We start from the raw sequence: 25,272 nt of genomic DNA, 5'->3' as shown, positions 1-25,272 counted from the left end.
TTTTACTGCAAAAATAAAAAGCGATCCTAATCAAAGGATCACCCTAATAATAGACCGCGTCTTAACTACAAAACTCTTGGATTAGACTTCCCTCTTCTGTCCTCTCCACAAATTCTCCATGGGTATATTCAGAAATCACTTTTCTCCAAAAAGCTTGGGCAGGTTTGTTACTCTCAATCTGGAAAACTTCCCAATTTCCTTTATGCTTCTCGAAAACTTGGTGTGCCGCATGTTTGCCTAACCCGCTAAGCCGAAATTTCTTCATAATAAAGAATTCAGCTATCGACCAGTGACGTTTACCGTCCTCTTGAACTTCTCTTACTAAGATAAAACCTGCTATTTTTCCGTCCTTTTCGATAAGATAAGGAAATCTCTCTCTTTCTTCCCAATAGTTGTTCAAATACTTATACTCATCAAACAAGCCGTCATTTCCAACGTACGCTTCAACAAACTCTGAGAAGTCGTAAAAATAGAATTGCATAAGATTTTTAATCGTTTCTTTATCTTTCAACTCTGCTTTTTTAATTACCGGATTCTGCATAGTTTTCATCGATCAATGGCTCCCTATGTTCTATTAAAAATATACATCCTCATCTGGGTGGTATCTATATTCTTCCATATCAATCTTGTTTTTCCCTTTAAATTGCACGCCTTCATCTTCCAGCAGCGATTTTTGAGTAAAAAACAGTTCCTCATCCTGAATACCGATTTCACCTTTTGAATTGATTACTCGATGCCATGGCAAGTTGTATTTTCCGCTCATCGAATGCAGGATACGAACGACCTGTCTTGCACCTCTAGGACTTCCTGCAACTTTGGCGATTTGACCATAAGACATAACCTTGCCAGGCGGTATATTTTTAATCACATGAATCACCGCTTCAGTAAAACGCTCCACACTTTCTCCCCCTAAACAAAAAGAAGTGCTAAATCTTTTTACAGACTTAACACTCCTTTCACATAAAATTATTGATACATCAATTGGCGCTGTTTCTTTAGATCTTCGTTTGCCAAGTACTCATCATAAGGCATTTCCTTATCGATGATTCCTTTAGGTGTAATTTCGATGATACGGTTCGCAATCGTTTGAACGAACTGATGGTCATGGGATGTGAACATCAATGAACCTTTGTAGCTGATCAAACCGTTGTTTAACGCTGTGATCGATTCAAGATCCAAGTGGTTCGTCGGATCATCAAGAATCAATACGTTCGATCCGCTCAGCATCATCTTAGAAAGCATACAGCGAACTTTCTCTCCACCTGACAATACAGCTGGCTTCTTCATAACTTCTTCACCAGAAAACAGCATACGGCCAAGGAATCCGCGAAGGAAGCTTTCCGTTTGGTCTTCTGGAGAATATTGACGCAGCCACTCAACAAGTGTCGGCTCGTTGCCTTCAAAATACTTAGAGTTGTCACGCGGGAAGAATGCTTGTGAAGTCGTTACACCCCACTTGTAAGTGCCGCTGTCCGCTTCCATCTCACCCATTAGAATTTTGAACAATGTTGAGATCGCGATTTCCTCTTTACCAACAAAAGCAATCTTGTCGTCTTTATTCATTACAAAGCTCACGTTATCCAGAACTTTAACACCGTCAATCGTTTTCGTTAACCCTTCAACACGAAGAAGGTCGTTTCCGATCTCACGGTTGATGCCAAAGTGTACGTAAGGATATTTACGAGAAGAAGGTCTGATATCATCAAGTGAGATCTTATCAAGTAGCTTCTTACGTGAAGTAGCCTGCTTTGATTTAGATGCATTCGCACTAAAACGGGCAACGAACGCTTGAAGTTCTTTAATCTTCTCTTCTTTCTTCTTGTTCTGGTCTTGTGCCATTCTAAGAGCCAATTGAGAAGACTCGTACCAGAAATCATAGTTTCCGACATAGATTGTAATTTTACCGAAATCAAGGTCAGCCATGTGCGTACATACTTTGTTTAAGAAGTGACGGTCATGGGATACAACGATAACGGTGTTCTCGAAGTTGATCAAGAACTCTTCCAGCCATTGAATCGCTTGTAGGTCCAAGTTGTTCGTAGGCTCATCCAGCAATAGTACGTCAGGTTTTCCGAAAAGAGCTTGTGCTAATAAAACTTTTACTTTTTCAGAACCAGTCAGTTCCGCTAATTTTTTCGTGTGAAGATCCTCTTTAATGCCAAGTCCTTTTAAAAGGATCGCCGCTTCGGATTCTGCTTCCCAACCGTTAAGCTCAGCGAACTCACCTTCAAGTTCAGCAGCACGGATGCCATCTTCGTCTGAGAAATCAGCTTTCATGTAGATCGCATCTTTCTCCTGCATCACTTCATAAAGACGTGTATGTCCCATAATAACGGTCTGCATAACCTCTTGATCTTCGTACTCGAAGTGGTTCTGCTTCAAAACCGCTAGACGCTCGCCTGGAGTCATGTGTACGTCACCAGTCTGCGCTTCGATCTCACCTGATAAAATTTTCAAGAAAGTAGATTTCCCCGCACCGTTCGCACCAATTAGACCATAACAGTTTCCTGGTGTGAACTTTATATTAACGTCTTCAAACAGCTTGCGGTCGCCGTAGCGAAGACCTACGTTAGTAACAGTAATCATTTAGTTCTCTCCTTTATAAAAACACATTCCCAATGATTGTATCATAAATGCACAGTCTTCAACTTTACAATCTTGTACAGTCTGTAAATATTTCATACAAAAATGAAGAAATTAATAAGCTAGTTAGAGCAAGCTGCATTATATTTGAGATATTAATCACCGTATCCGTTACAACCACTCAATAAAAAAGACAAAAATAAAGCCCTAACTTGCAAAATGCAAATTGGGGCTTTGATCATCTAAATTATTTAACTAACAAAAGCTCGAAGCATCCAGTTGTGTTTTGCCAGGCTTTCACGAACGGAAAGCAGCATGTCATGGGTAACTTCATCGCCTTCGCGCTCCGTTACTTCCATACCCTCTTTAATCTCAGAGATCAATAGCTCAAAATCATTGATTACGTTATGGACCATCTCTTCCGCTGTTTCTCCGCCTTTTGCTTCTTCGACTGTAGCCATCTCTAAATATTCTTTCATCGTGGCGACAGGTGTACCCTTTAAAACAAGCAAGCGCTCAGCAAGTTCATCAATGTTCGTTGCAGCTTCATTGTATAGTTCCTCAAATTTTTCATGAAGGGTAAAGAAATGAGGACCCTTTACATACCAATGATAGTTATGCAGTTTCACAAAAAGCACGTTCCAGTTCGCAACCTGTTTGTTTAGTACATCTTGAATGGAATTCATAAAAGACCCTCCTATTTTGTTTCTTCGTTCAAAACACGGTTCAAGCGTTTGCGAAGCATGTCCATTCCGCTTCCGCCCGCTTGGAAATGACGCAGTTTTCCTTCTTTATCAAAAACATAATATGCCGGAACATATTTATTTTCAAAAGCATCAGTCAGCTTATGTTCACTGTCCACATAGATCGGCTGAGAAATATCGTGTCCCATTGCCATCTGTTCGATCACGCTCATATCAAGATCGTTTTCAGAACGAGGCATATGAACCGCTACTACATTTAAGTCATCTTCATACTCGTCACGAAGTTCGTTCACATCTGGCATTGCTTCTTTACAAAGCCCACAGCTTACTGACCAAAAATGAATCAGCGTTGCTTTTTCTCCTACAAGGTCTTCTTTTTTCACTTCATCGTTCAACCATGTTGTTGCACCATCTAATTCAGGCATCTGTTCACGTAACTTCATCTCTTATAACCTCCATATTTTAAACAGGTGTTTAATTTTCTTGATTTTTTTCTATTTTTATAGAGTCTTTTGACCTGGCTTCCAGTTAGCCGGGCAAAGACCGCCAGTTTGAAGTGCTTGTAAGACACGCAATGTTTCGTCAGCATCTCGTCCGATGTTGTTATGGAAAACAACCTGGTACATCATTTCACCTTCAGGGTTGATAATGAACAAACCACGTAATGCAACGCCCTCTTCTTCAATTAAAACACCATAGTCACGGGATACTTGGTGGTTTGTATCTGCAGCAAGCGGGTAGTTCAGTTCACCCAGCCCGTTGTCTTCACGCTTAGTGTTGATCCACGCCAGATGCGTATGAACCGTATCCGTTGAAACTCCGATCACTTCAGCATCTAAGTCTTGGAATTCATCGTATCTGTCAGATAACGCCGTAATTTCTGTCGGACATACAAAGGTAAAGTCCATTGGATAAAAGAAAAGAACTGTCCATTTTCCGTTTTTCATGTTCTCTTCTAAACTTACTTTTTTCGTCTCTTTGTTCGGCATGATCGCTTCCATCTCAAAGCGAGGAGCCTGTTTGCCAACCATTCTTTCTGCCATGATTACTTCAACTCCTTTTATCTTTAAATGATAATGAATATCATTATCATATTTTAATCAACAATCTTAATTATACTGATTGCTTTTTTGAAGTCAATACTAATTTATAATAATTATTAATAAGGAACAAGTATTGTGCTCAAAAGCACCGACGTTCTATTATACAGACCACCCGTTCATTCTTAATCTCGCGTTAATCCAATTAATCCCCGGCTTAGCGGAAACAAAAAACAATAAAACCACAAGGCGACAAAGCTCGATAACAGGTAAGCATTCCACAACAAAAAAACCTTGCTAAACTTAGCAAGGTTTACGCGTTATCTTCTTTTTGAGTTTGAATCTGTCCTGATAGGAGGCTTTTATTTTTTAAAAGTATAGGAATGCAGGCTGCTAAAATCACGAGACAAACGGCAATGGCAATGGCTGTTCCGTTTCCTTTTATAAAACTATCCCCCAGCAGGTTATACGCGAGTGTTCCCGGCAGCACCCCGAGCATGGTTGCAAAAACATAGGAACGAAACTTTAATCGGGATATCCCTGCTACATAACTTATAAGATCAAAATTCAAAATCGGAATGATCCTGAGGAGGAAAATATAAAAGAATCCCTTTTCTTTTAATTGTTTCTGCCATTTTTCAATCCTGGATGGAGCATCTGTTGTTTTTTTCAGCCAGCGGGCTCCCAAATGCTTGGCGAGATAAAAAGAAATAACTGCCCCAAGTGTCGCGCTGAAAACCGTATACACCGTTCCCCAGACAGCACCAAACGCTAGTCCGCCAGCAAGTGACAGAACAGAAATAGGAAAGAGCGTAAAGGGACGAATCACATTGATCAAGACATATATGATAGGTGCTACCATGCCAAAGGACAGCACCCAGTCGCGTAAAGACATAGGGGTAAGTTTGAAAACAAAATGGTTGAGTGCGAACAAAAGAATAACAGCAGCAAATAGGACTGTTAACTTCACCCAAGTTTTTTTCTTCATAAAGACCCCTTCTTTACTGACAAATTTTTAAAAAGATCCGTTTATGAACTATTCCCTTATATTTACTTTAAATAACAAACTTTCTAACTAATTTTTATAATTATGCCATTTCCAGCTGGATCCTTCACAAAAATTTGGTTGGATTCAGCAATGAACGCTATATTATGCTGCTCCAGGGAATTTTTCAGCGATTCAAAAACCTCAGCACTCGGCACAACGATTTCATAATGCAAAAGACCCGTTGCATCTATTGGTGAAGGAATAGCGTTCGGACCGTTCCAGATATTCAAAGCAATGTGGTGATGATATCCACCAGCTGAGATAAATAAGGCATGATGAGCCATTCTTGTTTGTTCTTCAAAACCGAGCACATTCATATAGAACTCTTCAGCTTCAGGAATGTTGGTCACGTTTAAATGCACATGTCCCATTACCGTTTTTTCCGGCAGACCCTTCCACTGTGAATTATCAGTTTCACCTAATAAACCATGTACATCTAATGGTTCGCTCACAGCAGGCAATTTTCCTTTTTCATCACGGACCCAATCTTTCCGGTCAACATCTCGATAAATTTCTATCCCGTTGTTTTCAGGGTCTTGCAGGTAGATGGCTTCACTGAATTTATGGTTGGATGCTCCAACAAGGCGGGTATCTGATTGTATAAAATGCTGAAGAACATTCGCTAGATCCTTCCTTGTGGGTACTAGCAATGCTAAATGATATAAGCCAGCACTGCGAACCGGACGCTGTTCAAGGCTTGAATTGCCTTCCAATGTCAGAAGCGGCTGAATTCCGTCAGCTGTTAACTGTGCAGCAGAATCGGATCTAGTCAATATTTTTAATCCGATGGTCTCTGTATAATACTTAATCAGTTTCTCCAGGTCTCTTATCTTGAGTGTGACATTACCGATATGTGTATCTTTATGAATAGGCTTCATTTATAAAAACCTTCTTTCTAAATTTAATTACTTTATGTAAGTAATTATAAAATAGTTATTAACAAACTTCAAGCGCAAAAAAAAGAAGCTGATTTTCATCAGCCCCCGATATATGACATTTCTATCTTTTTTCGTTCTTCAGCATTCTTTTCTCTTCTTTCATCTGAATAGCGGTCTTTTCTATTGCCCCATGTGTTTACTACTCGCTCATAAATCTCATGATCAGGAACTCCATCACGTATAAAGTGTTTAAAATCCGTACCGCTTGAAGCAAACAGGCAAGTATACACCTTTCCATCTGCTGAAAGCCGAGCTCTCGTGCATGTGGAACAAAAAGCATCACTAATAGAAGAAATGATACCGATCTCACCTTTTCCATCTTTATATTGATACCTTTTTGCAACTTCACCATAATAATGGCCGGAAACCGGTTCAAGAGGAAGTTCATCACCGATCACCTTTAGGATTTGATCCTTAGTAACGACATCGTCCCAATTCCATCCATTCGATGTTCCAACATCCATATATTCAATGAACCGAAGCACATAAGGAGTGTTCTTAAAATATCGGGCCATCGGAAGGATCTCTCGGTCATTGATCCCTTTTTTGACCATCATGTTAATTTTCACTTTAAGACCTGCCTGGTGGGCAGCTTCAATTCCTTTTAAAATTGGCTGAACCCCTACACCCCGTCCGTTTATATGACCGAAAAGTTGATCATCAAGTGTATCCAGACTTACGGTAACCCGGTCCATCCCTGCATCTTTAAGTTCAACTGCGAGTTTAGGCAGCAGCACACCATTTGTAGTTAATGCAATATCTTTAATTCCTTCAATAGAACGAAGTCTTTTTAAAAGATCAGGTAACCCCTTACGTAATAAGGGTTCGCCGCCTGTGATACGGATTTTCTCAACGCCTGCATGAGCAAATTGAGTGGCTATCCGGACGATCTCATCAAAAGATAATAACTCTTCATTTGTTAAGAAGGGATAATCCGTTCCGAAAATTTCTTTAGGCATACAGTACGTACAGCGAAAATTACATTGGTCAGTCACTGATATCCGCAGATCCCGGAGAGGACGCTGCCATTGGTCAACAACTTTCTTTTTATCCATAACATCACGCCATTATTTTTAGACTTTTTCTAAATGTACCACGAATAAAAGGAAGTTAAAACCAGAAAGGCATTTTCAAAAGTCATCTCTATATGAGAGTGTAATTATAGTTAGTAATTACTATTTACCTAATGTCTGGTAGTTTATATGCATCGATTTTACCAAATTTTTATAAATTTTATTCATCATTTCCTTGATGGACCGCCGTTTTCAGCCGCTAAGAAATCAAACGAAAATAATCGTTTGCCACTTACCCTTGTGTATTGAAGATGAAAGTGTTACGATTAGGAAGAATTATTTTTGTTCGATTGTAACAGGTAATGATTATCTTGATATTTTTGAGCAAGGATAGTATTATTGTGCGGATTGGCACGACAGGAGGCAACAAACATGGAACAAGGTAAAGTTAAATGGTTTAACGCAGAAAAAGGTTTCGGATTCATCGAGCGCGAAGGTGGAGACGACGTATTCGTACATTTCTCAGCTATCCAATCAGAAGGATTCAAGTCATTAGATGAAGGTCAAGACGTAACTTTTGAAGTTGAACAAGGTCAACGCGGACCTCAAGCTACTAACGTACGTAAGGCGTAATAGCCTAAATAGATAAACAGGACTCTTTCGTAGAGGCCTGTTTTTTTTGCCTCTTACTCTATATATCGACATCTTTTTTAATTATTTCATACTTTTAAAAATTTTTCAGTAATTTCAAACATATATGAATTGTTTTTGCTACAATAAAATTAATGTCTGAAATTATTAGGAGTTGTAAATGGATCTTCAAATGAAGCAAAAGTCAGATCAGATTGAAATCGGAAACAAGATTAACGAAAATGCAGAACAAATCGCACTGAAGATCATCAAAAACATTACAGATAATGAAACATATGTGTCGCTTCAGCAAAGAGACCAAAAGCAGGAAGGACTAGAGGCGTCCATCACTTTTATTCGATTAGTGGGAGACGGGATTTCCGGTAAAATCGATGATCCAAAAAAGACGATCTCTGAGTGGGGCGAAAAGGTCGGAATGCTTGCGGTTCATTCCGGACAGCCGTTAAATGAATCATTGGAAAGCACTTCTTACTATCGAAATGCCATTTGGGATTTTATTAAAGAAGAAGGCTCATTGCAATCCATGTCAGCAGAATCTGTTTTACACATCTCAACTACGATTAATCCGATGATTGATTATGCCGTACAAGCGTTTAGTAAGTCCTATGTAAACAACTATAGAGATATGGCAGAAAAGTTTCACTTATCCCTTCAAGAGCTTTCCGTTCCAGTCGTTCCACTTTTTCCTGGTGTAGCTGTTCTTCCTGTCGTGGGAGAAATTGATACAAATCGAGCGAAAATATTATTAGACTCCACTTTACAACAATGTGTGGATAGCGAGATCACATCACTTGTCATTGACTTATCAGGAGTAAGCTATATTGATACAATGGTAGCCCACCGTATCTTCCAGCTTGTTTCAACGCTAAAACTTATTGGAGTGAAAACGACACTTACCGGTTTAAGTCCTGAAATTGCACAAACTTCAGTGAGTCTAAACTTGGATTTTGACGAAATCACTTTAAAAGGTAATCTCCTTCAAGCATTAGCTGATTTTGGATATGGCAAACTCAATAAATAAAAAAAGAACAGATCGTTAAACGGTCTGTTCTTTTGAGTTTTAAGGTTGTTTGCGTTTAAGATCTTCTAACTCCTTTAAGAGACTGATAACCATTTCATCACTTTTTTTCAACTCATAATTAAGCATGGTAATGGTCTCTTCCTCCCAAGCAAATGGATCTCCTTGTTCAGGTGTAGTTGGGATATTTTCATAGATATCCCCCTCTTCTCTATCATCGCGGTCAAAATATACAGCTACTTCACAAATAGGATCATTTAGAGCAATTCGTTGACGCAACGTGACTTTTCCATAACCGAATTTCCGTGCTGCAATGCCACCTAGCACACTGGATGTCATTTTGCATAGGTGTGGGGCATCCTTAACAAACTCTCCGAAAGGACACTCTTTTGCACGAATTACTACATGGTCAGGATCCACACTGACAATTTCAAAATGCCCGCCGATTGCATTTTTCAAATCCACTATTACATGAACATATTGGTCAACAGTCCAGTGCAGTGGATCATCATAAAAACTTTCGATCCATTCACCTGTTCTCAGTCCAAGCTGTTCAATATATTTATCAGCAGCAGGACCGATTGTTTTTCTATGAATTAAGGCATATTGAGTAATAAGTTTTGCTAAAAAAGTGTGTCCATTTAATTCACCTTTTGAAAGGCGCATAACACATCTACCCTTTCTTTTATGAATTACATGCTGTTCTTAAATTGTTTGGTAAGATATGGACAACACTCTTTGAATACCCGTTATAAAGAATTTGAAACCTTAAAATACATAACAATGAAATTAAATTACTTATTTTTCCCAAAAGCACATGCCATCTTTATGATCGGTTAACTGAAATCCTGATTTTTCTAATACTCTGGCCGAAGGGATGTTTGTATCTAAACACTCAGCTGTTACCTTATTTACGTCTGACCGTTCAAGAAGCCATTCTGTTAATTTTGAAACCATTTCAGTAGCATATCCTTTATTTCTTGCTTGTCTCACTAATCCATAGCCGATCTCCACGACTCCCTTGTCGTTAGGACCGCCTTTACAGCCAATCTCTCCGATTAATGTGTTGCTCTCTTTTTCAATTACAATCCGGCTCCAAATTGAGTTTTCAGGGTGTTGTTTCAGCTTTTCTTTTTTTTGCGGAATTCGTTTTGCATAAGTCGGGCTCGGCCATTCGTCAGAAACTTTGCAGCCTAAAGCCCTCTCTAACTCTCTTTTACCCTTTAATGTAGCTTCTACCAACTCATATGTATATGGAATAATAAGAAGACGACATGTTTCAATCATACTGATTTCCCCATTTCATAATTATGTTCTGCATGTTTACGAACCACCTTTTATTTTAACTGATTTTTCCACAAAAAAAGAGACTTCCAAGAAAGTCTCTTTTTCATTGCTTTATTATTCAATTTCTTTTTCGAGTTTGGAATGTCTCTTTGAATATAAGAAGTATACAGCAGCACCAATTCCAAGCCAGATGATAAACCGGACCCATGTGTCTCCATCCAGCTGTGCCATTAAGAAACCGCAGAATATAATTGCAAGTAATGGTATCCATGGTACACCTGGACATCTGAAAGCACGAGGCAGATCTGGCTGGGTTCTTCGCAGCACAAGTACTGCAATGGAAACGAGCACAAAGGCAGACAACGTCCCGATATTAACGAGTTTTGCAAGCTCGTCAAGCGGGATCAGTGCTCCCATAAGTGCAGCGACTATTCCAAAGAACCACGTAGAACCATATGGCGTACGGTATTTTTTATGAACTGTTCTGAAAAACTTCGGCAACAGTCCGTCACGTGACATCGCATAGGATACACGTGTTTGTCCATATAGCATAACAAGCATTACGGTTGTCATCCCCAGGATCGCACCTACATCGACAATACCCGCTACCCAATTCTGACCTGCCACTTGAAGAACAAGTGAAATTGGATGATCTTCGTTTCCTTTAAAGTCAGGGTACGGAACCACTCCAGTCATGATACCGGTAACAATCACATAGAGGAACGTACAGATAAGTAATGAATAGATGATTCCTCTCGGAAGATCTTTATTTGGATTCTTTGTCTCCTCAGCCGCCGACGCGATCGCATCAAACCCGATGAACGCAAAGAACACTAAGGCTGCAGCCGCAAAGATTCCTTCCATACCGAACGGCGTAAACGGTGTCCAGTTCGCCGGCTTCACATATCCGAAAGCCACAACGATAAACAGAATAACAACAGCCACTTTAATGACAACCATGATGTTGTTGACGCGTTTCGACTGCTTTACACCTACGGACAGCAAGAATGTAATCAGCATTACGATCAAAAACGCTGGAAGATTAAAATACGATGTAAGACCTGGAACCGCTCCTGGTGCTGCACTAAGTGAAGCTGGAATATAGATGCCAAACCCTTTTAATAGAGATTGGAAGTAACCAGACCAACCCACTGAAACGGCACTAACCGCCAAGAGGTATTCCAAGATCAAGTCCCACCCGATAATCCATGCTAAAAATTCCCCAAGCGTTGCGTACGTGTACGTATAAACCGATCCTGAAACTGGCACAGTTGAAGCGAATTCTGCATAGGAGAGTGCCGCAAATAAACATGCCAGCCCGGCAATCACAAATGATATGATAAGTGCCGGTCCAGCCGTTAGTGCCCCCGCACCAGTAAGGACGAAGATCCCCGTTCCGATGATCGCTCCAATACCGAGCATCGTCAAATCCCAAGTGCCTAGTTCTTTATTAAGTGTCGTACCTGTTTTAGAAGCAGCAACAAGGTCAGAAATACTCTTCTTTCTGAAAATACCCATAGAGATCCTCCATTAAGTAAACTGTTTATGTTTTTTAAACTTCTCTCTTTTCTATAATTCGTAATTTTTCGAAATTTTGTGGTGCAGTAAAAAAATGGCTGGTGAGCAAGTATGTAATTATTCTTATTCATAACGAAAAAAGAGCAACTCTGCGTATAAATCAGAGTCACCCTTACTATTCCCATAATTATCTAATTCAATGTGCCTCATTCATCTGATTCTTTTCTTTTACAAACCTGCCATCTTCCATATAAAGAATTCTATCGCATAAGTCCAACATCCGTTGATCATGCGTGACCATTACAGCTGCTTTTCCTCTTAATTTCACTTCATCTGCTAGCATCTGTACAACTTCTTTTCCTCTTTCGGAATCAAGACTAGCAGTCGGCTCATCTGCTAAAATGAGTTCGGGATCATTCATCCACGCCCTTGCAATAGCCACCCGCTGACGTTCACCTCCTGATAATTGTTCAGGATAATGATTTATTCTGTGAGACAGTCCAAGGCGTTTAATCATTTTTTTGGCTTTACTTTTTGCATCCTCTCTTTCCTTGCCTGACAACTCTGAAACTAGGATTAGCTGGTCAATAACTGTCAAATACGGAATGAGATTTGAAGACTGAAACACAAATCCTAATTTTTCTAAGCGAATACGATTTAATCCGCTTTCTGATAGTTGACTTAGTTCATGGCCACCTACAAAAGTCCTGCCACTTGTTGGAGCAAGCAATGCACCAGCAAGCGATAGAAATGTACTCTTGCCCGATCCTGAAGGTCCCACAACAGCTACAAACTCGCCTTCATTTACTTTTAGCGTCATATCTTCAATTACACTGACCCTTTTTTCACCATCCACAAAGGTTTTACTTACTTTATCTAAAATTAACTTATGCTCCATCATACAGCCCTCCCTATCGCATCAATAGCATCAACTTTTGCCACTTTGAATAAAGAAAGGAATGATCCTAATAGTGCTACCGTTAAAAAAAGTAAGGAGCAGATTACAATAAGGAATGGACTAAGATCAAAAGGGAAATGATCAGGCAGCACAAAAGAAGCTGTGAATGTTAGTGCAATGCTAATTAAGAGACTTACAGAAGACAAAAACATCACTTGAAAAATAATGTTTTTAGCAAGGTAGCCTGTTTTGGCACCTATTGCCTTTAATACCCCAAATTGATTTATTTTTTGAATGGTGATCACATAGAAAAATACGGCTAATACAAAAGCTGCAATGACAAAGAGAAACACGATCATCATCAATAGTGACCCTTGTTCTTCCTGATAACCCGGAATTCCTTTTAAAGCCTGACTCTTTGATACTGTTTCTATTCCTGAAAAATTCTTTTCAACTTGTTTGGCCGTATTCTTATCACCCTTCAATGCTATAGCATGAATCGTATTTTCATTTTTGACGGACAGCAAGGTTTTCATATTCATATGAATAACTGGCGAGTGACTAAATGATTGATTCTTCGTAAATCCAATAATTTTGAGCTTTTTTCCTGAAGTTTCATCTATGATCCTGTCTCCAAGTGAAAAACCTTCATTTTTTATGGATTGGTCAACAACAATTTCATCAACTGATTCATTGGTAAACATTTTTCCTTCTGTGATCTCTGGCTGCAGCAAACCAGGTACTTCAATTCCAAAATACGCTGCATCTAATTTTTTTGAAGTCCCTGGCTTCGTTAAAGTTGCCATGTAGATACTTAATAGAGCAGATTCCGTATCATGACGTTGTGTAAATTCTCGGATATCCGCTGCTAAGTCGTCATCTAAAGCGGAGCGGTTAATTCTCTGATCTGCTTCTTTTTGAAGAACTAAATATTCGGGCTTCATGGTTTTTATAGACGAAGCATTATCTGAAGAAAGACCATTAGCGAGTCCTGACACAAAGAGAACCAGCCAGGCGATTAAGATCATAATTAAAGAAATCAACAAATAGCGTACTTTCGCATGCTTAAACTCACGCAATGCAAGAAACATGGTTCATTCATCTCCCTCATTTGATTAACTTACAATTAAAGTATAGGAAACGAATATGAACAGAAGATGAACAGCTAATTACAATCTCGGAAATTCAACATAAAAAGTGGTGCCTTTGTTCAACTCGCTTTTCGCGTAAATATCACCTTCATGAAGCTCAATAATCTTTTTTGTTATTGCTAGCCCTAAACCGCTGTTGCCTTCTTTTCGATTTCTTACTTTATCTGCTTTATAAAAGCGGTTAAAGATATGCGGCAAGTCATTCTTAGAGATGCCGATGCCCGTATCTTGCACTTTGATATAACAACGGTCATTCTCACTCGTTAGATGAAGTGACAGCGTCCCTCCTGCCGGAGTGTACTTGACCGCATTTGTAATCAAGTTCGACCAAACTTGGTGAAGCAATTTTTGATCAGCATGAATATATACAGATGGGAGGTCCATCTCTACGGCTATATCTTTTTCACGCCAGCTATATTCCGTCATAAACAGAACTTGTTTGATTTGTTCTCCTAAATCATATGTACTTTTTTCTAAGATACCTTCTTCTTTATCCAAGGATGCTAGCGTAAGCAGCTGTTTGCTTAACGCTGATATTCTTTTGCTCTCACTTTCTATAATAGAAAGATACTGATTCCTCTGTTGCTCCGTTATATGATCGGATTGCAGCGTTTTAGAAAACCCTTGGATAGAGGCTAGTGGTGATTGGATCTCGTGTGAAACATTCGAAACAAATTCCTGCCTCATCTCTTCAAGCTGCTCTAAATTTTTTGCCATATAGGCGAAATGACCCGCCAGTTCGCCAATTTCGTCTTGACGATTAACATTCAGATCTATTTTATAGTTACCTTTTGATATCGTTTTAGTTGCCTCCGTCAAAGTAACGATAGGTTTGACTATATAGCGGGTGCTGATAAAAACAAATAAAATACTTAAGATCAATGTGAACGCTAACAGCAAAGCAAAAAAGATCCGCATCTCTCCAAATTGAACTTCAAGGTTTGGTCGTATGAATAGAGCTTGTGTCTCACCTTGATATTTTACTGGAACACCGATCGTGTTTCGAATGTCATTATCGAAAAAGCCTGTAATAAAAAGCTTTGCAGGAAAATCTTTAATTCCATGATAATTATTACCTGCAACAACACCGTGAACGACTGAAGTCTCCAGCTTTTTTTCACGGAATTCCTCACCGTAAAACGTGCCGTTTTTATTTTCACTTGCTAGAAAGAGCTGATAACCCAAATTTCCTAAACTGTTTAAATAACGATTAAATTCAACATCATTGGTTCGTTTATTAAACATTTGAATTTGATTGGCCATGGCGGTTATCTTCTCATCATTGGCTGGCTTTAGATAGAATTGATAATAAGCATTAGCAAGAATGAAGGCGATAACACTGCTTATTAACATCACTAGGATGGTCGTTAATACAATACGCAAATATAGTGTTTTCACCTTTTACACTCCAATTTATACCCGACCCCTCGGACCGTTTGAATGCTGAAGTCATCCGTAACATCTTTAAACCGTTCACGAAGTCTTTTAATGTGGACATCTACTGTCCGATCATCCCCTGCAAAATCAGCACCCCAAATGAGATGGATTAATTCCTCACGATTGAATACACGTCCTGGATAGCTTGCCAATTGAGCCAATAGGTCAAATTCTTTCATAGGAAGCATAAATATTTTCCCTTTACTATGGACCTCGTAACTTTTTCTATCAATCAACGTTTTATGAAGAAATATTTTTTCAGCGTTAACAACACGATACCGTCTTAACAAAGCTTTAATCCTAAACAATAATTCCTTCGGTTCAAATGGTTTTGTTAAATAATCATCCGTTCCAACCAAGTACCCTTTTTCTTTATCAACAAGCTGATTTTTAGCCGTTAATAAAATGACAGGAAAGTCGTAATTCTTTCTGATTTCTTCACATAGCTGATAACCATCTTTATTCGGCATCATGATATCGATCACAGCAATATGAATCTGACTGTTTAATAGAATTTGTGAAGCTTCTTCACCATCTCTCGCTTCATAAATAACATACCCTTCCGATTGAAGATGGTATCGTAAAAGCTCACGGATATGATCATCATCATCGGCAATCAAAACATGGATCATGTAACGAACTCCTTATCTATCACGTAATGTTCTCAGAAATCAAAGACGTTTCTTTTTCAGGAACTGCCAGGAATATCACTGCAATCACTATGAACGCCCCGCCTAATAGCTGATAGCTCCCAAAGGAATCATTCAGCCATGTAATGGATAAAATCCCAGCCACTAATGGTTCGATACTTGATAGCAGGCTTGTCTCCACTGCAGATAAGTATTTTAAACTGCCGATATAAAGAACAAAAGAAACCGTTCCGCTTATTATGATCAAGATAAGCATGGAGAATGTGCTTACCGTTAATGAACCGGACATCTCTGAAAAACTAAATCCCGGATTCACCAAATATAGGACGATTCCACCAATCAGCATCCCCCAACCTACAATGACAGACGTCCCCCATCGCTTAATGAGTGAAGATGGATGCAGCGTGTAAAACGTAAATCCAAGCGCTGTTAATCCCCCAAAGATGATGGCATTCTTTGATAGTACAATGTCCTGCACAGATCCGTTTGTGATCAAATAGAAAACACCTGCCAATGCAGCAATTAATGCGATGAACTGCATGGAAGAAGGAAGCTTTTTATTAAGAAATGCAACCCATACCATAATAAGAACAGGACCAAGAAACTGAAACAAAGTAGCCGTTACAGCATTACTTATGTACACCGTTTCAATAAAGGCATATTGCGCTCCTAGCATGCCAAGGACCGAAAAGATGATGAGCTGGATCCATTGACCAGGATGTTTCCAAATCACAAAGATATCTTGCTTCGTAAAAAATAAAAAACTTAATAGAATGATACCCGCTGCTATTAAACGGACAACTAAATAGTCAGCTGATGTTAGTTCAGTTTTTTGAAAAAGCCACTGAATCATGGGACCAGAAATTCCCCATAGCGTGGCACCACTTATAATCATCATTAAACCGATTTGACGAGAACGTTTCATGAAGCATACCTCCTAAGCTGCAACTTGCTTTTACCTTTATAAAATGATAAGCATAGAGGTATTATAATGAAGTTCTGACTCTATAAAAAGTGTCAGATTTTTAAAATACAAGGGGGTCAGTTTATGGTTGAAATCACACCAAGCCTCGATACACACAGCAACAAGCCTCTTTATATTCAACTCTATCATTTTATCAAACAAGAAGTGCAAAATGGCAACCTGGCTCAGAAAACGAAACTTCCTTCTAAACGAAAGCTAGCTAAGCATCTGAACCTCAGTCAGAACACCATCGAATCTGCCTACAGCCAGCTTGTCGCCGAAGGCTATATCGAATCCATTCCGCGTAAAGGCTATTTTGTCTGTGAAGTCGATCAAAACCATGTAGATGTAAATCGGAACATCTCCATTGTCAAAGAGAAAACATACAGAGATAGAACATATACTTTTGACTTCACGAATACAGGCATTGAAGGAAATGCTTTTCCCTTTTCGGTCTATCGGAAAATAGTAGGTGAAGTGATCCGGACTGAGAATAAAGAGCTTTTATTGTTAGGCCACCCGCAAGGAGAATACGGTCTTCGGGAAGAAATCTCGAAATACGTATATGAATCACGAGGTGTTCGCTGTTCACCAAGCCAGATCATTATCGGAGGAGGAACACCTTATCTAATAAAAGTCCTCTTTCAGCTGTTGAATGGCAGTACGTTTGCTGTTGAAGATCCTGGCTATCACCGAAAGTTAGTCTTATTCGAAAATCCGGCTGATAAAGTAAAGATGATTCCGCTGGATGAAGGTGGATTGGTTGTTTCTGAACTTGAAAAAAGCGGAGCGAATGCCGTTTTTGTCACACCTTCTCATCAATTTCCGTGCGGGATGGTCATGCCTATAGCCAGGCGGCTGCAGTTGTTAAAATGGGCGGAAGAGAAGACGGATCGCTTTATCATCGAGGATGATTATGACAGTGAGTTTCGGTACGAAGGAAAGCCAATCCCTGGCCTTCAAGGACTTGATACTTCCGAAAACGTCATTTATATGAGTACTTTTTCAAAAGCTCTAATTCCTTCATTACGGATAAGTTATATGATTCTTCCAAAGCCGCTTTTAACAATCTATCAAAATGATTATTTCTTTTACACACAAACTGTTTCCCGCATCGATCAGGAGATTTTAAAGCGTTTCATAAAAGAAAGACAGTGGGAAAAGCATATAAATCGGATGAGGGTCGTTTATCAGAAGAAAAGAGATGCGCTGGTTGCTGAAATTTCGAGGTGTTTTCGTGAATCGGTTGAAATAATCGGACAGGATGCAGGACTCCATATCTTAGTTCGGCCAAACAATGGGATGACAGAAAAAGAGTTGGTAGAGAGTGCCGCTGCCTGCAGCATTAGGGTATATCCCGTTTCAGCATATGGCAGATGTGATCATCAAACGGTGTTGATGGGTTTCGCTGTGCTTTCTGTAGAAGAAATTAAGAAAGCTGTTGAGCTGCTGGCAGGAGCTTGGTTTAAATAAATGGCTGTTTTAGCATACATTGTTGCTCTTAATGTGATTGATTTCCGCTCCAGGTTGCTCGCTTTCCACGGGGCGAACGGTGAGCCTCCTGCCGCTTTGCGCCATTAGGAGTCTCCACCTGACCGCTCGTCCCGTAGGACAAGGAAGGCTTCGGCAGCGTTACATCGCACGAAGAAAATGTGATTTTCATTTTCGAGGAGTCGGCAACCTTGCGCTTCAATCAATTTGCAGATGAAGAAGAGAGCCAAAAGCAACAATCCTTCGCCGAAGATTGAAATTAATAAACTCGCGGGAAGTGGTCCCGCGAGAAGCTTTATTCCTTATTTATTATATCTTCTGGTTTCAATCGGATTAAAAAGTATTCAGTGGCATCTCTTTGTTTTGAACAACCGTTTAAGATAAAAGCAGGCTCAGCTGGTTCTTCCATTAGGATTTCAGAACAGATATCTTTATAAATCCCTTTGTCTTGCCCAGCATAACCATCATGGGAATTATCATAAGTGTAATGATATTTTTCTCCGTCAAAAACAAGATCCTTAAAGATTGGGTCCCCTTCCATTGTATAGCTCGTGATTCGAATTTCATCTTTCTTTTTTGCATTCGTATTTGTTAAAAACTCTTGAAACCGCTCAATATTGTAATCTTCATATCCCCATATAATATCGCCTCTCTTTTTTGCCTCATTCATGTTGTAAGCTTCTGAAGGGGGTTCCTGAATTGGGAGAAGAGCTGTTTCCTTTCCATCTCCATGTTCATATAATCCGTTTAACCATATACCTGCCGTAATCGTAGCGACTAAACTCAAAATCTTCATTGTGCCTCCTCAAATTTCGTTCGTTTATAAGATTAGACGATATACAAAAGGATTTGGTCGCAATTTCCATTTCCACTTAAAACGAGATTTAAGTTAAAATGAAAATAAAACCGCTTTCATTAAAGTCTGCTTAACTAAAAGGAGAATTTCTATGAATTTAGAACAGATTAAATACATTGTAGAAGTTGCTAAAGAAAGTTCGATCACAAAAGCTGCAGACAAGCTTCACCTCTCCCCTTCTGCGATCAGTCAATCGATCACTCAGCTAGAAAGAGAGTTTGGCATCTCCATATTTACACGTTCTAGGCATGGTACACTCCCGACTGCTGAAGGAAAATTCATTGTATCTAAAGCGTATGAAATTCTACATAAGATGGATGAACTACAGAAAGAGCTTTCTATTAATCAAAAAGCAAAAAGACTATCATTAAAAGTAGGCTGTGCACCAGCACTCACATATATGGTCTACGATGCGTTTATCCTGTTTCATGAGAAATTTCCTGAGGTTAACGTCATGATCAAGGAAATCGACCAGGAACATATTTTAGAAGAAATTAAGAATGGTAGTATCGATATCGGATTAAGTTCCTTTACAGAGTATGATCTCTCTTCTATGAAGCATGAGAAAGGAATTGGCTATGAACCGCTTTATACGGGGCATGTATGTGTTTGTGCAGGAAAGAAATCGCCTCTATACTATAAGGAATTTATAACCCCTGATGAACTGACGGATCAAAAGATCGTCATTTACAATTCTAAAGGCGGAACAACGTTTAATGATACGTATTTTAATAGTAATCAGATCCTGTTCTCATCAAATAATGTTGAAGTGCTGCGATCAGCTATTCTAGACGGACATGCGTTTTCTTTTGTTTTGAACTTTACTTTTAAAAAGAACGCAGATGTCCTAAATGGAAATCTAGCCCTCATTCCATTTAAGAATCCAGATCTGATTTCCCAAGATTTTTGGACGCTTTATCCTCTTACTAAAGGTTTCACGGCAGAAGCAAAAGAATTCGATAGAATCGTAAGGTATTTACTAAATCAATAACAAACCGTTAATTAGCATTTCGTTCTTTCTCTAGGATGCTCTTTTGATAATAAAAGATTAACTTATCTAGCATCTGGCTTTGTTTGACCAGTTCATGGTTCGAAAAATCATTTGAGCCCGGTCTAAGGTCATACATTTTTTGACGGCATCTTTTGATTTCTTGCAATAGTAATTGCATCTCGTAATCCATTAAAGCAATCCCTTTCTAGCACACTAGTTTATTCCATTTTCTGTTTATAAGATAAGGATAGAGCGAACCCCATTTTATGTAAATTTAATGTTTTTTAATAGTCTTTCAATATGGCTGAAGTTAATGGTAGAAAGAGGTCACTTGGATTTCTTGTACATATTGCACCCTTCATTGAGTGCAACGGGTCCAACAAGATTTGAGCTTTTCGGAATCAGCACGCTTGTTTTGACGAAAATCTACATGTGTCGAAAGTACCTATTTTAAGGAAATTTATGTTAAAATCAAATGTGGTTATTAATGTTAATTGGGGTTAATGGAGGGGGAAAACTTTTGCCAAAATTTCTTCTGCATTTGGAAGGATTGTTCGTATTCATAATAAGTGTATATTTTTACTTTCAGAATGAATTTAGCTGGTTGTTGTTTATTTTGTTACTCTTTAGTCCTGATTTATCCATGTTAGGCTACCTTATTAATAATAAAATAGGTTCAATATGTTATAACTTGTTTCACACTTACATTTTAGCAATCATCTTATTGATGTCAGGTTTTATTTGGTCAATCGACCTGCTCCTTGCATTAGGACTGATCCTCTCTGCCCATATCGCCATGGATCGATCAATTGGATATGGACTCAAGTACCCTAGTCACTTTAAAGATACTCATTTACATAAAGTGGCGTCTTAAAAAATTCCACTTTTCTATCATTTATTCGTCCAATCACTTTAGACAAGCCTGCGTAAGATATAGAAGAAGGAGGATGTATTCGTATACTCTCTTTCCTAGTTTCAAAATAGGGGGGTGTCTATTTTGAGTCTAATCCGCGTTCTAGATAATTTCTTAAATAATAAGAAAAGAGCTAAGAGCAAGAAAAACAAGAAAAGAATTGGCTAACCCCAATAATAAAGAGCTGACCTGGTGGTTAGCTCTTTTCATGTGTCAATTTCTTTGTTGCTCTTGTAAGTGGTTGATTTCCACTCCAGGGTACTCGCTTTCCGCGGGGTGGGCAGACTCGACGCTTTGCATCCATAGGAGTCTCACCTGTTCCACTAATCCTGCTGGAATCTCGCACCTTTCGTCCAATCACAAAAGGATAGCAAGCAGAACAGGCAGTGTGATTAGAGAGAGTAGTGTGCTGACTAGTGTAGCGCTGGATACGAAGTCTGGCTCTGTCCCGAATTGAAGAGCGTACATGGTTGTGTTCGCCGCAGATGGCATGGCTGCCATTAAGATCATGATCGATTTAAGCATTGGGTCTATCGGTAAAAAGAGAGTGATACCATACGCGATCGCTGGTGAGACGAACAATTTTAGCAATAGCGAGTATGTCAGCTTTTCGACCTGAACATTTCGCAACGAAATTTTTGCTAGCTGCATACCTAAAATAATCATGATGGTCGGTATGGCAGAGTCTGCGACTAGATCGAGAGCTTCTGCAATGGAACCCCCAATTTTGATTTCCAGCTGTTGAAAGAGAACTCCCGCTATCGCACCATATAGGATCGGCATTCTTACTACGGCTCTTAATGCAGATGAGACACCATCGTTTTCAGGACTTCCCTTTGCGGCGTAATAAATCCCCACTGTACACATCACCAGCTGCTGAATAACCATTAGAACAACCGCATAATCAAGTCCTGCAGCTCCAAAGGCAAAAAGAGCGACAGGTGTTCCATAGTTTCCGTTGTTCATGAAGGCTGACGAGAGAATCATTCCACATGTTTCACGCATGTTGTATTTTTTTATAAAACTGACCGCGTACACAAACGTAATGAGTGTAAAACAGAGTACAAGCGTGTAAACGAGCATGTAACCATATGTCTTCGTCAATGTAGTTTCATAGAAAGTACGGAAAACAAGAAAGGGAGACATTAGATAGAGAGCCATTGTGGAAAGTGATTGTGTATCAAAGCCGATTACCTTTTGCCCGATAAATCCGATAGAAAAGATAGCAAAAACCGGCAAGACGATACTTAGCAGTTCTAACATGTATAAACCTTCTTCCTTTTTTCACTTCAATGTTCACTTCATTCATCGTAACATAACGTTAATGGAGACTTGTTATAAATAGCTCTGTTAGCTAGAAAACTAAGATCCCTCTGCCAGAACACTTTTTTCTCCTCCATTTCATTCATAAGAATTTGAACAGTTACCTCTGTTACACACCTGCATATCATGATTAGATAAATTTATCAGAGGTGGTTCTTATGAAACACAGTGATTCAGATGCATGTTTCCAGCCGTTTATCAGTCCTAACCCGATTACTTCATTTAACCCTATTCAAATTTGTCCAACCATTGATAAAAGTGCGTTTATTAGTCCTTTTACTAGTGTAATTGGTGATGTCACCATAAAGAAAAATGTATATGTAGCTCCTCTTGTTAGCATACGTGCAGATGAAGGTACTCCTTTTTATGTGGGATCTAACACCAATCTTCAGGATGGGGTAATTCTGCATGGCTTGAAAGATAAATTCATTAGTGTAGACGGGAAGGATTACTCCATTTTCATCAACAAGGAAGTCTCCATCGCTCATGGAGCGTTAGTGCATGGACCTTGTTATATAGGAAAGAAAGTATTTGTTGGCTTCAAAGCGATTGTTTATGACGCCATTATAGGAAGCGGATCATTTATTTCGTATAATGCCGTCGTCACCAATGGGGTTCATGTGGCTAAGAATCGATTCGTTCCCCCTGGAGCATACATCGATTCTCAAAAGAAAGCAGATGCTCTCTCAAAGGTACCTGCTGACAGCAAAGAATTTGCAAGAGAAGTACAGCGAGTCAATCAGGAGTTCCCAGCAGGTTATCATTTATTGTTTGGCGATTGCCGCTGTTCATGCGGGGTTGCTTATACGGATGATAGCAAAAAGAAAAAAGAGTAACCAAATTTTACAGTTAATAAATGTAAAAACACTGCAATCTGATCTGAACCCGAAAAGTTAGACACGAATGATCAGGCGGCTTCTTGGGCTTGAATCCGGTATTGAACTGGACTCAAGCCTTTTAATTTTGCCTTAATTCGTCTGTGGTTATAGTAATAAATATATTCCTCTAGCTCCAGTATAAAATGCTCCATGCTTTCAAACTTTTTAATGTAGAATAATTCACTCTTCAATACGCCAAAGAAGCTCTCCATAGCGGCGTTATCAAGACAGTTTCCCTTACGGGACATGCTTTGGATAATTCCATGTTCTTTCAGGGAATGTTGATATCGCGTCATCTGATAATGCCAGCCCTGGTCGGAATGAAGCAGAGGGGAATCATCCTTCTTTATTTTTTTAAATGCTTTATCTAACATTCTCGATACGAGTGGATAAATTGGGCGTTTCTCAAGTTGATATGCAATGATCTCACCATTATATAGATCAAGAATAGGAGACATATAGAGCTTTTCTCCATGGACATGGAACTCCGTCACATCTGTTACCCATTTTTCATTAGGTTTTTTTGCCTGAAAGTTACGTTCTAAAAGATTAGGTGCAGTTTTACCTACACTCCCTCGGTAGGAGCGATATTTTTTCATACGTACCAGACATTTTAATCCTAATTTATTCATCAGACGCAGGACTGTCTTGTGATTTAGTAAATACCCTAATCCTCGTAAAACTAAAGTAATTCGACGGTAGCCATAGCGACCCTTATTCTCATCAAAGATTTGTTTGATGGTTTCTTTCACCTCGTGATATTTGTCTGGTTGATTCATTCTCTTTGACCAGTAATAATACGTGCTTCGTGGAATATCTGCTATCTGTATGAGATCGATTATTTTGAACTGATGCCTTAACTCACGGATTACTTGCGCTTTAATTTGTTCTGTTGGCTTTCCTTTTCCTGAATTAAGGCGTGTAACTTTTTTAAATAAGCATTCTCCATGCGTAAACGTTCGTTCTCTTTACGTAGTGTTTCCTCAGATCCTTCTATTGGCTGGTTTTGGCTGGATTTTTTCTTCATGGATGTACGCCCCCTTTTTTTAGCTCGGAGAGCGTCAATACCACCCGTTTCAAATAACTGTTTCCACTTCCAAACAGTACTAGACGTGGGAATATTGAATACGGACGATGCATCTCTAGTGGACGCTCCTGTTTCGTTCATATATTTAAGTACGTCCATTTTAAACTTCACCGTGTAGTTTGTATATGGTTTTTTAAGACCTTCCAATCCATGAAGGCGATAACGAGATACCCATTCTTTTAAAGTTGTTAAATCCACTTTATACGTTTGAGCTATGTCTCTAAAGGATTCGCTTCCCTCAAGATAAGCATGAGCAGCAGCCAGTTGAATATCCAAAGAATATTTGGTCATAAAAAACAGCACCTCCAATTGTTAGTTGTGTCTAACAATTGGGGTGCAAAAGTTTATGTTCCTCAAGCATATCAATATTTCTTTTGTTCTTTGTGTAATCTTTAATATGCTTTCCTATCTTAGCGTATAATTCTACATTCTCTAAATCTGATAAAGATACCCACTTCACATTTGTTTGATTAGGGTCAGGTTTGTCAGGCAGTCTTGGTATAGAGCCCTTTTTTAACGTACATTCAAACATCATAACTAAAGTGTGTGTCTTTCCATACTTTTCGCCGTTAAGATGCGGTGCATACTCATAAACAAAGGCTAATGGCCCAACTTCAACATCTACACTGGCTTCTTCTTTTGCTTCTCTCTTTACAGCCTCAATAATTGATTCATTTGGTTCAGTTCCTCCAGCAGGCAAATCATAAAAAATTCCCCTATAAGGGTCATTAAATTCAGTTAATAAAATCTTATGATCTTCAATAATTATTGCACCAGCTCTTACTCGGATATGACCAGACATATTTATATCTTCTCCCCAATCGATCTCGGCA

The 25,272-nt window shown here is 39.1% G+C and carries 28 protein-coding genes; 6 read left to right on the top strand and 22 right to left on the bottom strand.

The genetic code is table 11. The features are described from left to right. Positions 1-61 precede the first annotated feature (61 nt). The 9 genes from EV282_RS03600 to moaA form a co-directional block, all read right to left on the bottom strand. A complete protein-coding gene (locus tag EV282_RS03600; protein ID WP_242611823.1) occupies positions 62-550 on the bottom strand; it encodes a GNAT family N-acetyltransferase in 489 nt (162 codons plus the stop codon). Between the two features lie 24 nt (positions 551-574). After that, positions 575-898 (bottom strand): MGMT family protein, encoded by a 324-nt coding sequence (locus tag EV282_RS03595; protein ID WP_130293869.1) that lies wholly within the window; start codon positions 896-898, stop codon positions 575-577. Positions 899-966: 68 nt separating this feature from the next. Then, positions 967-2,586 (bottom strand): ABC-F family ATP-binding cassette domain-containing protein, encoded by a 1,620-nt coding sequence (locus EV282_RS03590; protein ID WP_130293867.1) that lies wholly within the window; start codon positions 2,584-2,586, stop codon positions 967-969. Positions 2,587-2,834: 248 nt separating this feature from the next. Then, positions 2,835-3,269: a Dps family protein gene (locus EV282_RS03585; RefSeq protein ID WP_130293866.1), complete on the bottom strand. Its 435-nt coding sequence runs from the start codon at positions 3,267-3,269 to the stop codon at positions 2,835-2,837. Between the two features lie 11 nt (positions 3,270-3,280). Continuing rightward, the gene (locus EV282_RS03580; protein ID WP_077359847.1) at positions 3,281-3,730 is read right to left on the bottom strand and encodes a TlpA family protein disulfide reductase; all 450 of its coding nucleotides are present in this window, start codon (positions 3,728-3,730) and stop codon (positions 3,281-3,283) included. A gap of 57 nt (positions 3,731-3,787) precedes the next feature. After that, a complete protein-coding gene (locus tag EV282_RS03575) occupies positions 3,788-4,330 on the bottom strand; it encodes a peroxiredoxin (protein ID WP_130293865.1) in 543 nt (180 codons plus the stop codon). A gap of 310 nt (positions 4,331-4,640) precedes the next feature. Next, on the bottom strand, positions 4,641-5,315 hold the full coding sequence (locus tag EV282_RS03570; RefSeq protein ID WP_130293863.1) for a TVP38/TMEM64 family protein: 675 nt from the start codon (positions 5,313-5,315) through the stop codon (positions 4,641-4,643). An 83-nt stretch (positions 5,316-5,398) separates the two neighbouring features. Then, a complete protein-coding gene (locus EV282_RS03565) occupies positions 5,399-6,253 on the bottom strand; it encodes a VOC family protein (RefSeq protein ID WP_130293861.1) in 855 nt (284 codons plus the stop codon). Positions 6,254-6,351: 98 nt separating this feature from the next. Then, positions 6,352-7,368, bottom strand: coding sequence for a GTP 3',8-cyclase MoaA (gene moaA, locus EV282_RS03560; RefSeq protein WP_130293859.1), 1,017 nt, complete (start codon positions 7,366-7,368; stop codon positions 6,352-6,354). Between the two features lie 390 nt (positions 7,369-7,758). Here moaA and EV282_RS03555 point away from each other — a divergent pair, with 390 nt between their 5' ends. Then, positions 7,759-7,959 carry a cold-shock protein gene (locus EV282_RS03555; protein ID WP_066292711.1) on the top strand — a complete coding sequence of 67 codons (201 nt, stop codon included), beginning with the start codon at positions 7,759-7,761 and terminating at the stop codon, positions 7,957-7,959. A gap of 178 nt (positions 7,960-8,137) precedes the next feature. Continuing rightward, complete coding sequence (locus EV282_RS03550; RefSeq protein WP_130293857.1) at positions 8,138-8,998, top strand: STAS domain-containing protein; 861 nt, start codon at positions 8,138-8,140, stop codon at positions 8,996-8,998. 39 nt (positions 8,999-9,037) lie between these two features. Here the strand turns inward: EV282_RS03550 and EV282_RS03545 are convergent, their stop codons facing one another. From EV282_RS03545 to EV282_RS03510, 8 genes are all read right to left on the bottom strand, one after another. Continuing rightward, on the bottom strand, positions 9,038-9,661 hold the full coding sequence (locus EV282_RS03545) for a methanogen output domain 1-containing protein (protein ID WP_130293855.1): 624 nt from the start codon (positions 9,659-9,661) through the stop codon (positions 9,038-9,040). Between the two features lie 132 nt (positions 9,662-9,793). Beyond that, positions 9,794-10,282, bottom strand: a complete 489-nt coding sequence (locus EV282_RS03540; RefSeq protein WP_242611822.1) for a GNAT family N-acetyltransferase — start codon at positions 10,280-10,282, stop codon at positions 9,794-9,796. 114 nt (positions 10,283-10,396) lie between these two features. Further along, the gene (locus EV282_RS03535) at positions 10,397-11,800 is read right to left on the bottom strand and encodes an amino acid permease (protein WP_264191166.1); all 1,404 of its coding nucleotides are present in this window, start codon (positions 11,798-11,800) and stop codon (positions 10,397-10,399) included. A 196-nt stretch (positions 11,801-11,996) separates the two neighbouring features. Next, positions 11,997-12,701, bottom strand: coding sequence for an ABC transporter ATP-binding protein (locus tag EV282_RS03530; RefSeq protein WP_130293849.1), 705 nt, complete (start codon positions 12,699-12,701; stop codon positions 11,997-11,999). Next, a complete protein-coding gene (locus EV282_RS03525; RefSeq protein WP_130293848.1) occupies positions 12,698-13,789 on the bottom strand; it encodes an ABC transporter permease in 1,092 nt (363 codons plus the stop codon). The genes EV282_RS03530 and EV282_RS03525 overlap by 4 nt, the downstream gene beginning before the upstream one ends. A gap of 78 nt (positions 13,790-13,867) precedes the next feature. After that, complete coding sequence (locus tag EV282_RS03520) at positions 13,868-15,247, bottom strand: sensor histidine kinase (RefSeq protein WP_130293846.1); 1,380 nt, start codon at positions 15,245-15,247, stop codon at positions 13,868-13,870. Then, on the bottom strand, positions 15,244-15,918 hold the full coding sequence (locus EV282_RS03515) for a response regulator transcription factor (protein ID WP_130293844.1): 675 nt from the start codon (positions 15,916-15,918) through the stop codon (positions 15,244-15,246). Before EV282_RS03515 ends, EV282_RS03520 begins: the two co-directional genes overlap by 4 nt. 19 nt (positions 15,919-15,937) lie before the next feature. Further along, positions 15,938-16,861, bottom strand: a complete 924-nt coding sequence (locus EV282_RS03510) for a DMT family transporter (RefSeq protein ID WP_130293843.1) — start codon at positions 16,859-16,861, stop codon at positions 15,938-15,940. Positions 16,862-16,984: 123 nt separating this feature from the next. On the opposite strand from EV282_RS03510, the gene EV282_RS03505 reads away from it, so the two are divergent. Further along, positions 16,985-18,373, top strand: a complete 1,389-nt coding sequence (locus tag EV282_RS03505; RefSeq protein ID WP_130293841.1) for a PLP-dependent aminotransferase family protein — start codon at positions 16,985-16,987, stop codon at positions 18,371-18,373. A 313-nt stretch (positions 18,374-18,686) separates the two neighbouring features. On the opposite strand, the gene EV282_RS03500 is transcribed toward EV282_RS03505, so the two are convergent. Continuing rightward, positions 18,687-19,187 (bottom strand): DUF4362 domain-containing protein, encoded by a 501-nt coding sequence (locus tag EV282_RS03500; RefSeq protein ID WP_130293839.1) that lies wholly within the window; start codon positions 19,185-19,187, stop codon positions 18,687-18,689. 151 nt (positions 19,188-19,338) lie between these two features. On the opposite strand from EV282_RS03500, the gene EV282_RS03495 reads away from it, so the two are divergent. Next, positions 19,339-20,238: a LysR family transcriptional regulator gene (locus EV282_RS03495; RefSeq protein WP_130293837.1), complete on the top strand. Its 900-nt coding sequence runs from the start codon at positions 19,339-19,341 to the stop codon at positions 20,236-20,238. Between the two features lie 7 nt (positions 20,239-20,245). Here the strand turns inward: EV282_RS03495 and EV282_RS03490 are convergent, their stop codons facing one another. After that, positions 20,246-20,428 carry an aspartyl-phosphate phosphatase Spo0E family protein gene (locus tag EV282_RS03490; protein WP_130293835.1) on the bottom strand — a complete coding sequence of 61 codons (183 nt, stop codon included), beginning with the start codon at positions 20,426-20,428 and terminating at the stop codon, positions 20,246-20,248. Between the two features lie 330 nt (positions 20,429-20,758). Between EV282_RS03490 and EV282_RS03485 the strand changes: the two genes are divergently transcribed. Further along, positions 20,759-21,112, top strand: a complete 354-nt coding sequence (locus EV282_RS03485; protein ID WP_130293833.1) for a DUF4260 domain-containing protein — start codon at positions 20,759-20,761, stop codon at positions 21,110-21,112. A 396-nt stretch (positions 21,113-21,508) separates the two neighbouring features. On the opposite strand, the gene EV282_RS03480 is transcribed toward EV282_RS03485, so the two are convergent. Then, positions 21,509-22,414 (bottom strand): AEC family transporter, encoded by a 906-nt coding sequence (locus EV282_RS03480; protein ID WP_130293831.1) that lies wholly within the window; start codon positions 22,412-22,414, stop codon positions 21,509-21,511. Between the two features lie 218 nt (positions 22,415-22,632). Here EV282_RS03480 and EV282_RS03475 point away from each other — a divergent pair, with 218 nt between their 5' ends. Next, positions 22,633-23,310 (top strand): carbonate dehydratase, encoded by a 678-nt coding sequence (locus tag EV282_RS03475; RefSeq protein ID WP_130293829.1) that lies wholly within the window; start codon positions 22,633-22,635, stop codon positions 23,308-23,310. A gap of 71 nt (positions 23,311-23,381) precedes the next feature. Here EV282_RS03475 and EV282_RS03470 read toward each other — a convergent pair. Together EV282_RS03470 and EV282_RS03465 are read right to left on the bottom strand one after the other, a co-directional pair. After that, positions 23,382-24,730, bottom strand: a protein-coding gene (locus EV282_RS03470) for an IS3 family transposase (protein WP_130293827.1) whose coding sequence is annotated in 2 segments (ribosomal slippage) — positions 23,382-24,271 and positions 24,271-24,730 — 1,350 coding nt in all. Because the reading frame shifts where the segments join, the coding sequence is not laid out codon by codon here. A gap of 31 nt (positions 24,731-24,761) precedes the next feature. Then, on the bottom strand, positions 24,762-25,241 hold the full coding sequence (locus tag EV282_RS03465; RefSeq protein WP_130293825.1) for an NUDIX domain-containing protein: 480 nt from the start codon (positions 25,239-25,241) through the stop codon (positions 24,762-24,764). Between the last annotated feature and the right edge of the window lie 31 nt (positions 25,242-25,272).

Source organism: Fictibacillus sp. BK138, from assembly GCF_004216955.1.
Classification (GTDB): domain Bacteria; phylum Bacillota; class Bacilli; order Bacillales; family Fictibacillaceae; genus Fictibacillus.
The sequence above is the reverse complement of the archived record's forward strand: the minus strand, read 5'-3'. Positions and strand labels throughout refer to the sequence as shown.

Coding starts and splice junctions, on each gene's coding strand:
- EV282_RS03600 (WP_242611823.1), bottom strand. CDS start 550: ATGAAAACTATGCAGAATCCGGTAATTAAAAAAGCAGAGTTGAAAGAT.
- EV282_RS03590 (WP_130293867.1), bottom strand. CDS start 2,586: ATGATTACTGTTACTAACGTAGGTCTTCGCTACGGCGACCGCAAGCTG.
- EV282_RS03585 (WP_130293866.1), bottom strand. CDS start 3,269: ATGAATTCCATTCAAGATGTACTAAACAAACAGGTTGCGAACTGGAAC.
- EV282_RS03580 (WP_077359847.1), bottom strand. CDS start 3,730: ATGAAGTTACGTGAACAGATGCCTGAATTAGATGGTGCAACAACATGG.
- EV282_RS03575 (WP_130293865.1), bottom strand. CDS start 4,330: ATGGCAGAAAGAATGGTTGGCAAACAGGCTCCTCGCTTTGAGATGGAA.
- EV282_RS03570 (WP_130293863.1), bottom strand. CDS start 5,315: ATGAAGAAAAAAACTTGGGTGAAGTTAACAGTCCTATTTGCTGCTGTT.
- EV282_RS03565 (WP_130293861.1), bottom strand. CDS start 6,253: ATGAAGCCTATTCATAAAGATACACATATCGGTAATGTCACACTCAAG.
- moaA (WP_130293859.1), bottom strand. CDS start 7,368: ATGGATAAAAAGAAAGTTGTTGACCAATGGCAGCGTCCTCTCCGGGAT.
- EV282_RS03555 (WP_066292711.1), top strand. CDS start 7,759: ATGGAACAAGGTAAAGTTAAATGGTTTAACGCAGAAAAAGGTTTCGGA.
- EV282_RS03550 (WP_130293857.1), top strand. CDS start 8,138: ATGGATCTTCAAATGAAGCAAAAGTCAGATCAGATTGAAATCGGAAAC.
- EV282_RS03545 (WP_130293855.1), bottom strand. CDS start 9,661: ATGCGCCTTTCAAAAGGTGAATTAAATGGACACACTTTTTTAGCAAAA.
- EV282_RS03540 (WP_242611822.1), bottom strand. CDS start 10,282: ATGATTGAAACATGTCGTCTTCTTATTATTCCATATACATATGAGTTG.
- EV282_RS03535 (WP_264191166.1), bottom strand. CDS start 11,800: ATGGGTATTTTCAGAAAGAAGAGTATTTCTGACCTTGTTGCTGCTTCT.
- EV282_RS03530 (WP_130293849.1), bottom strand. CDS start 12,701: ATGATGGAGCATAAGTTAATTTTAGATAAAGTAAGTAAAACCTTTGTG.
- EV282_RS03525 (WP_130293848.1), bottom strand. CDS start 13,789: ATGTTTCTTGCATTGCGTGAGTTTAAGCATGCGAAAGTACGCTATTTG.
- EV282_RS03515 (WP_130293844.1), bottom strand. CDS start 15,918: ATGATCCATGTTTTGATTGCCGATGATGATGATCATATCCGTGAGCTT.
- EV282_RS03510 (WP_130293843.1), bottom strand. CDS start 16,861: ATGAAACGTTCTCGTCAAATCGGTTTAATGATGATTATAAGTGGTGCC.
- EV282_RS03505 (WP_130293841.1), top strand. CDS start 16,985: ATGGTTGAAATCACACCAAGCCTCGATACACACAGCAACAAGCCTCTT.
- EV282_RS03500 (WP_130293839.1), bottom strand. CDS start 19,187: ATGAAGATTTTGAGTTTAGTCGCTACGATTACGGCAGGTATATGGTTA.
- EV282_RS03495 (WP_130293837.1), top strand. CDS start 19,339: ATGAATTTAGAACAGATTAAATACATTGTAGAAGTTGCTAAAGAAAGT.
- EV282_RS03490 (WP_130293835.1), bottom strand. CDS start 20,428: ATGGATTACGAGATGCAATTACTATTGCAAGAAATCAAAAGATGCCGT.
- EV282_RS03480 (WP_130293831.1), bottom strand. CDS start 22,414: ATGTTAGAACTGCTAAGTATCGTCTTGCCGGTTTTTGCTATCTTTTCT.
- EV282_RS03475 (WP_130293829.1), top strand. CDS start 22,633: ATGAAACACAGTGATTCAGATGCATGTTTCCAGCCGTTTATCAGTCCT.
- EV282_RS03465 (WP_130293825.1), bottom strand. CDS start 25,241: ATGTCTGGTCATATCCGAGTAAGAGCTGGTGCAATAATTATTGAAGAT.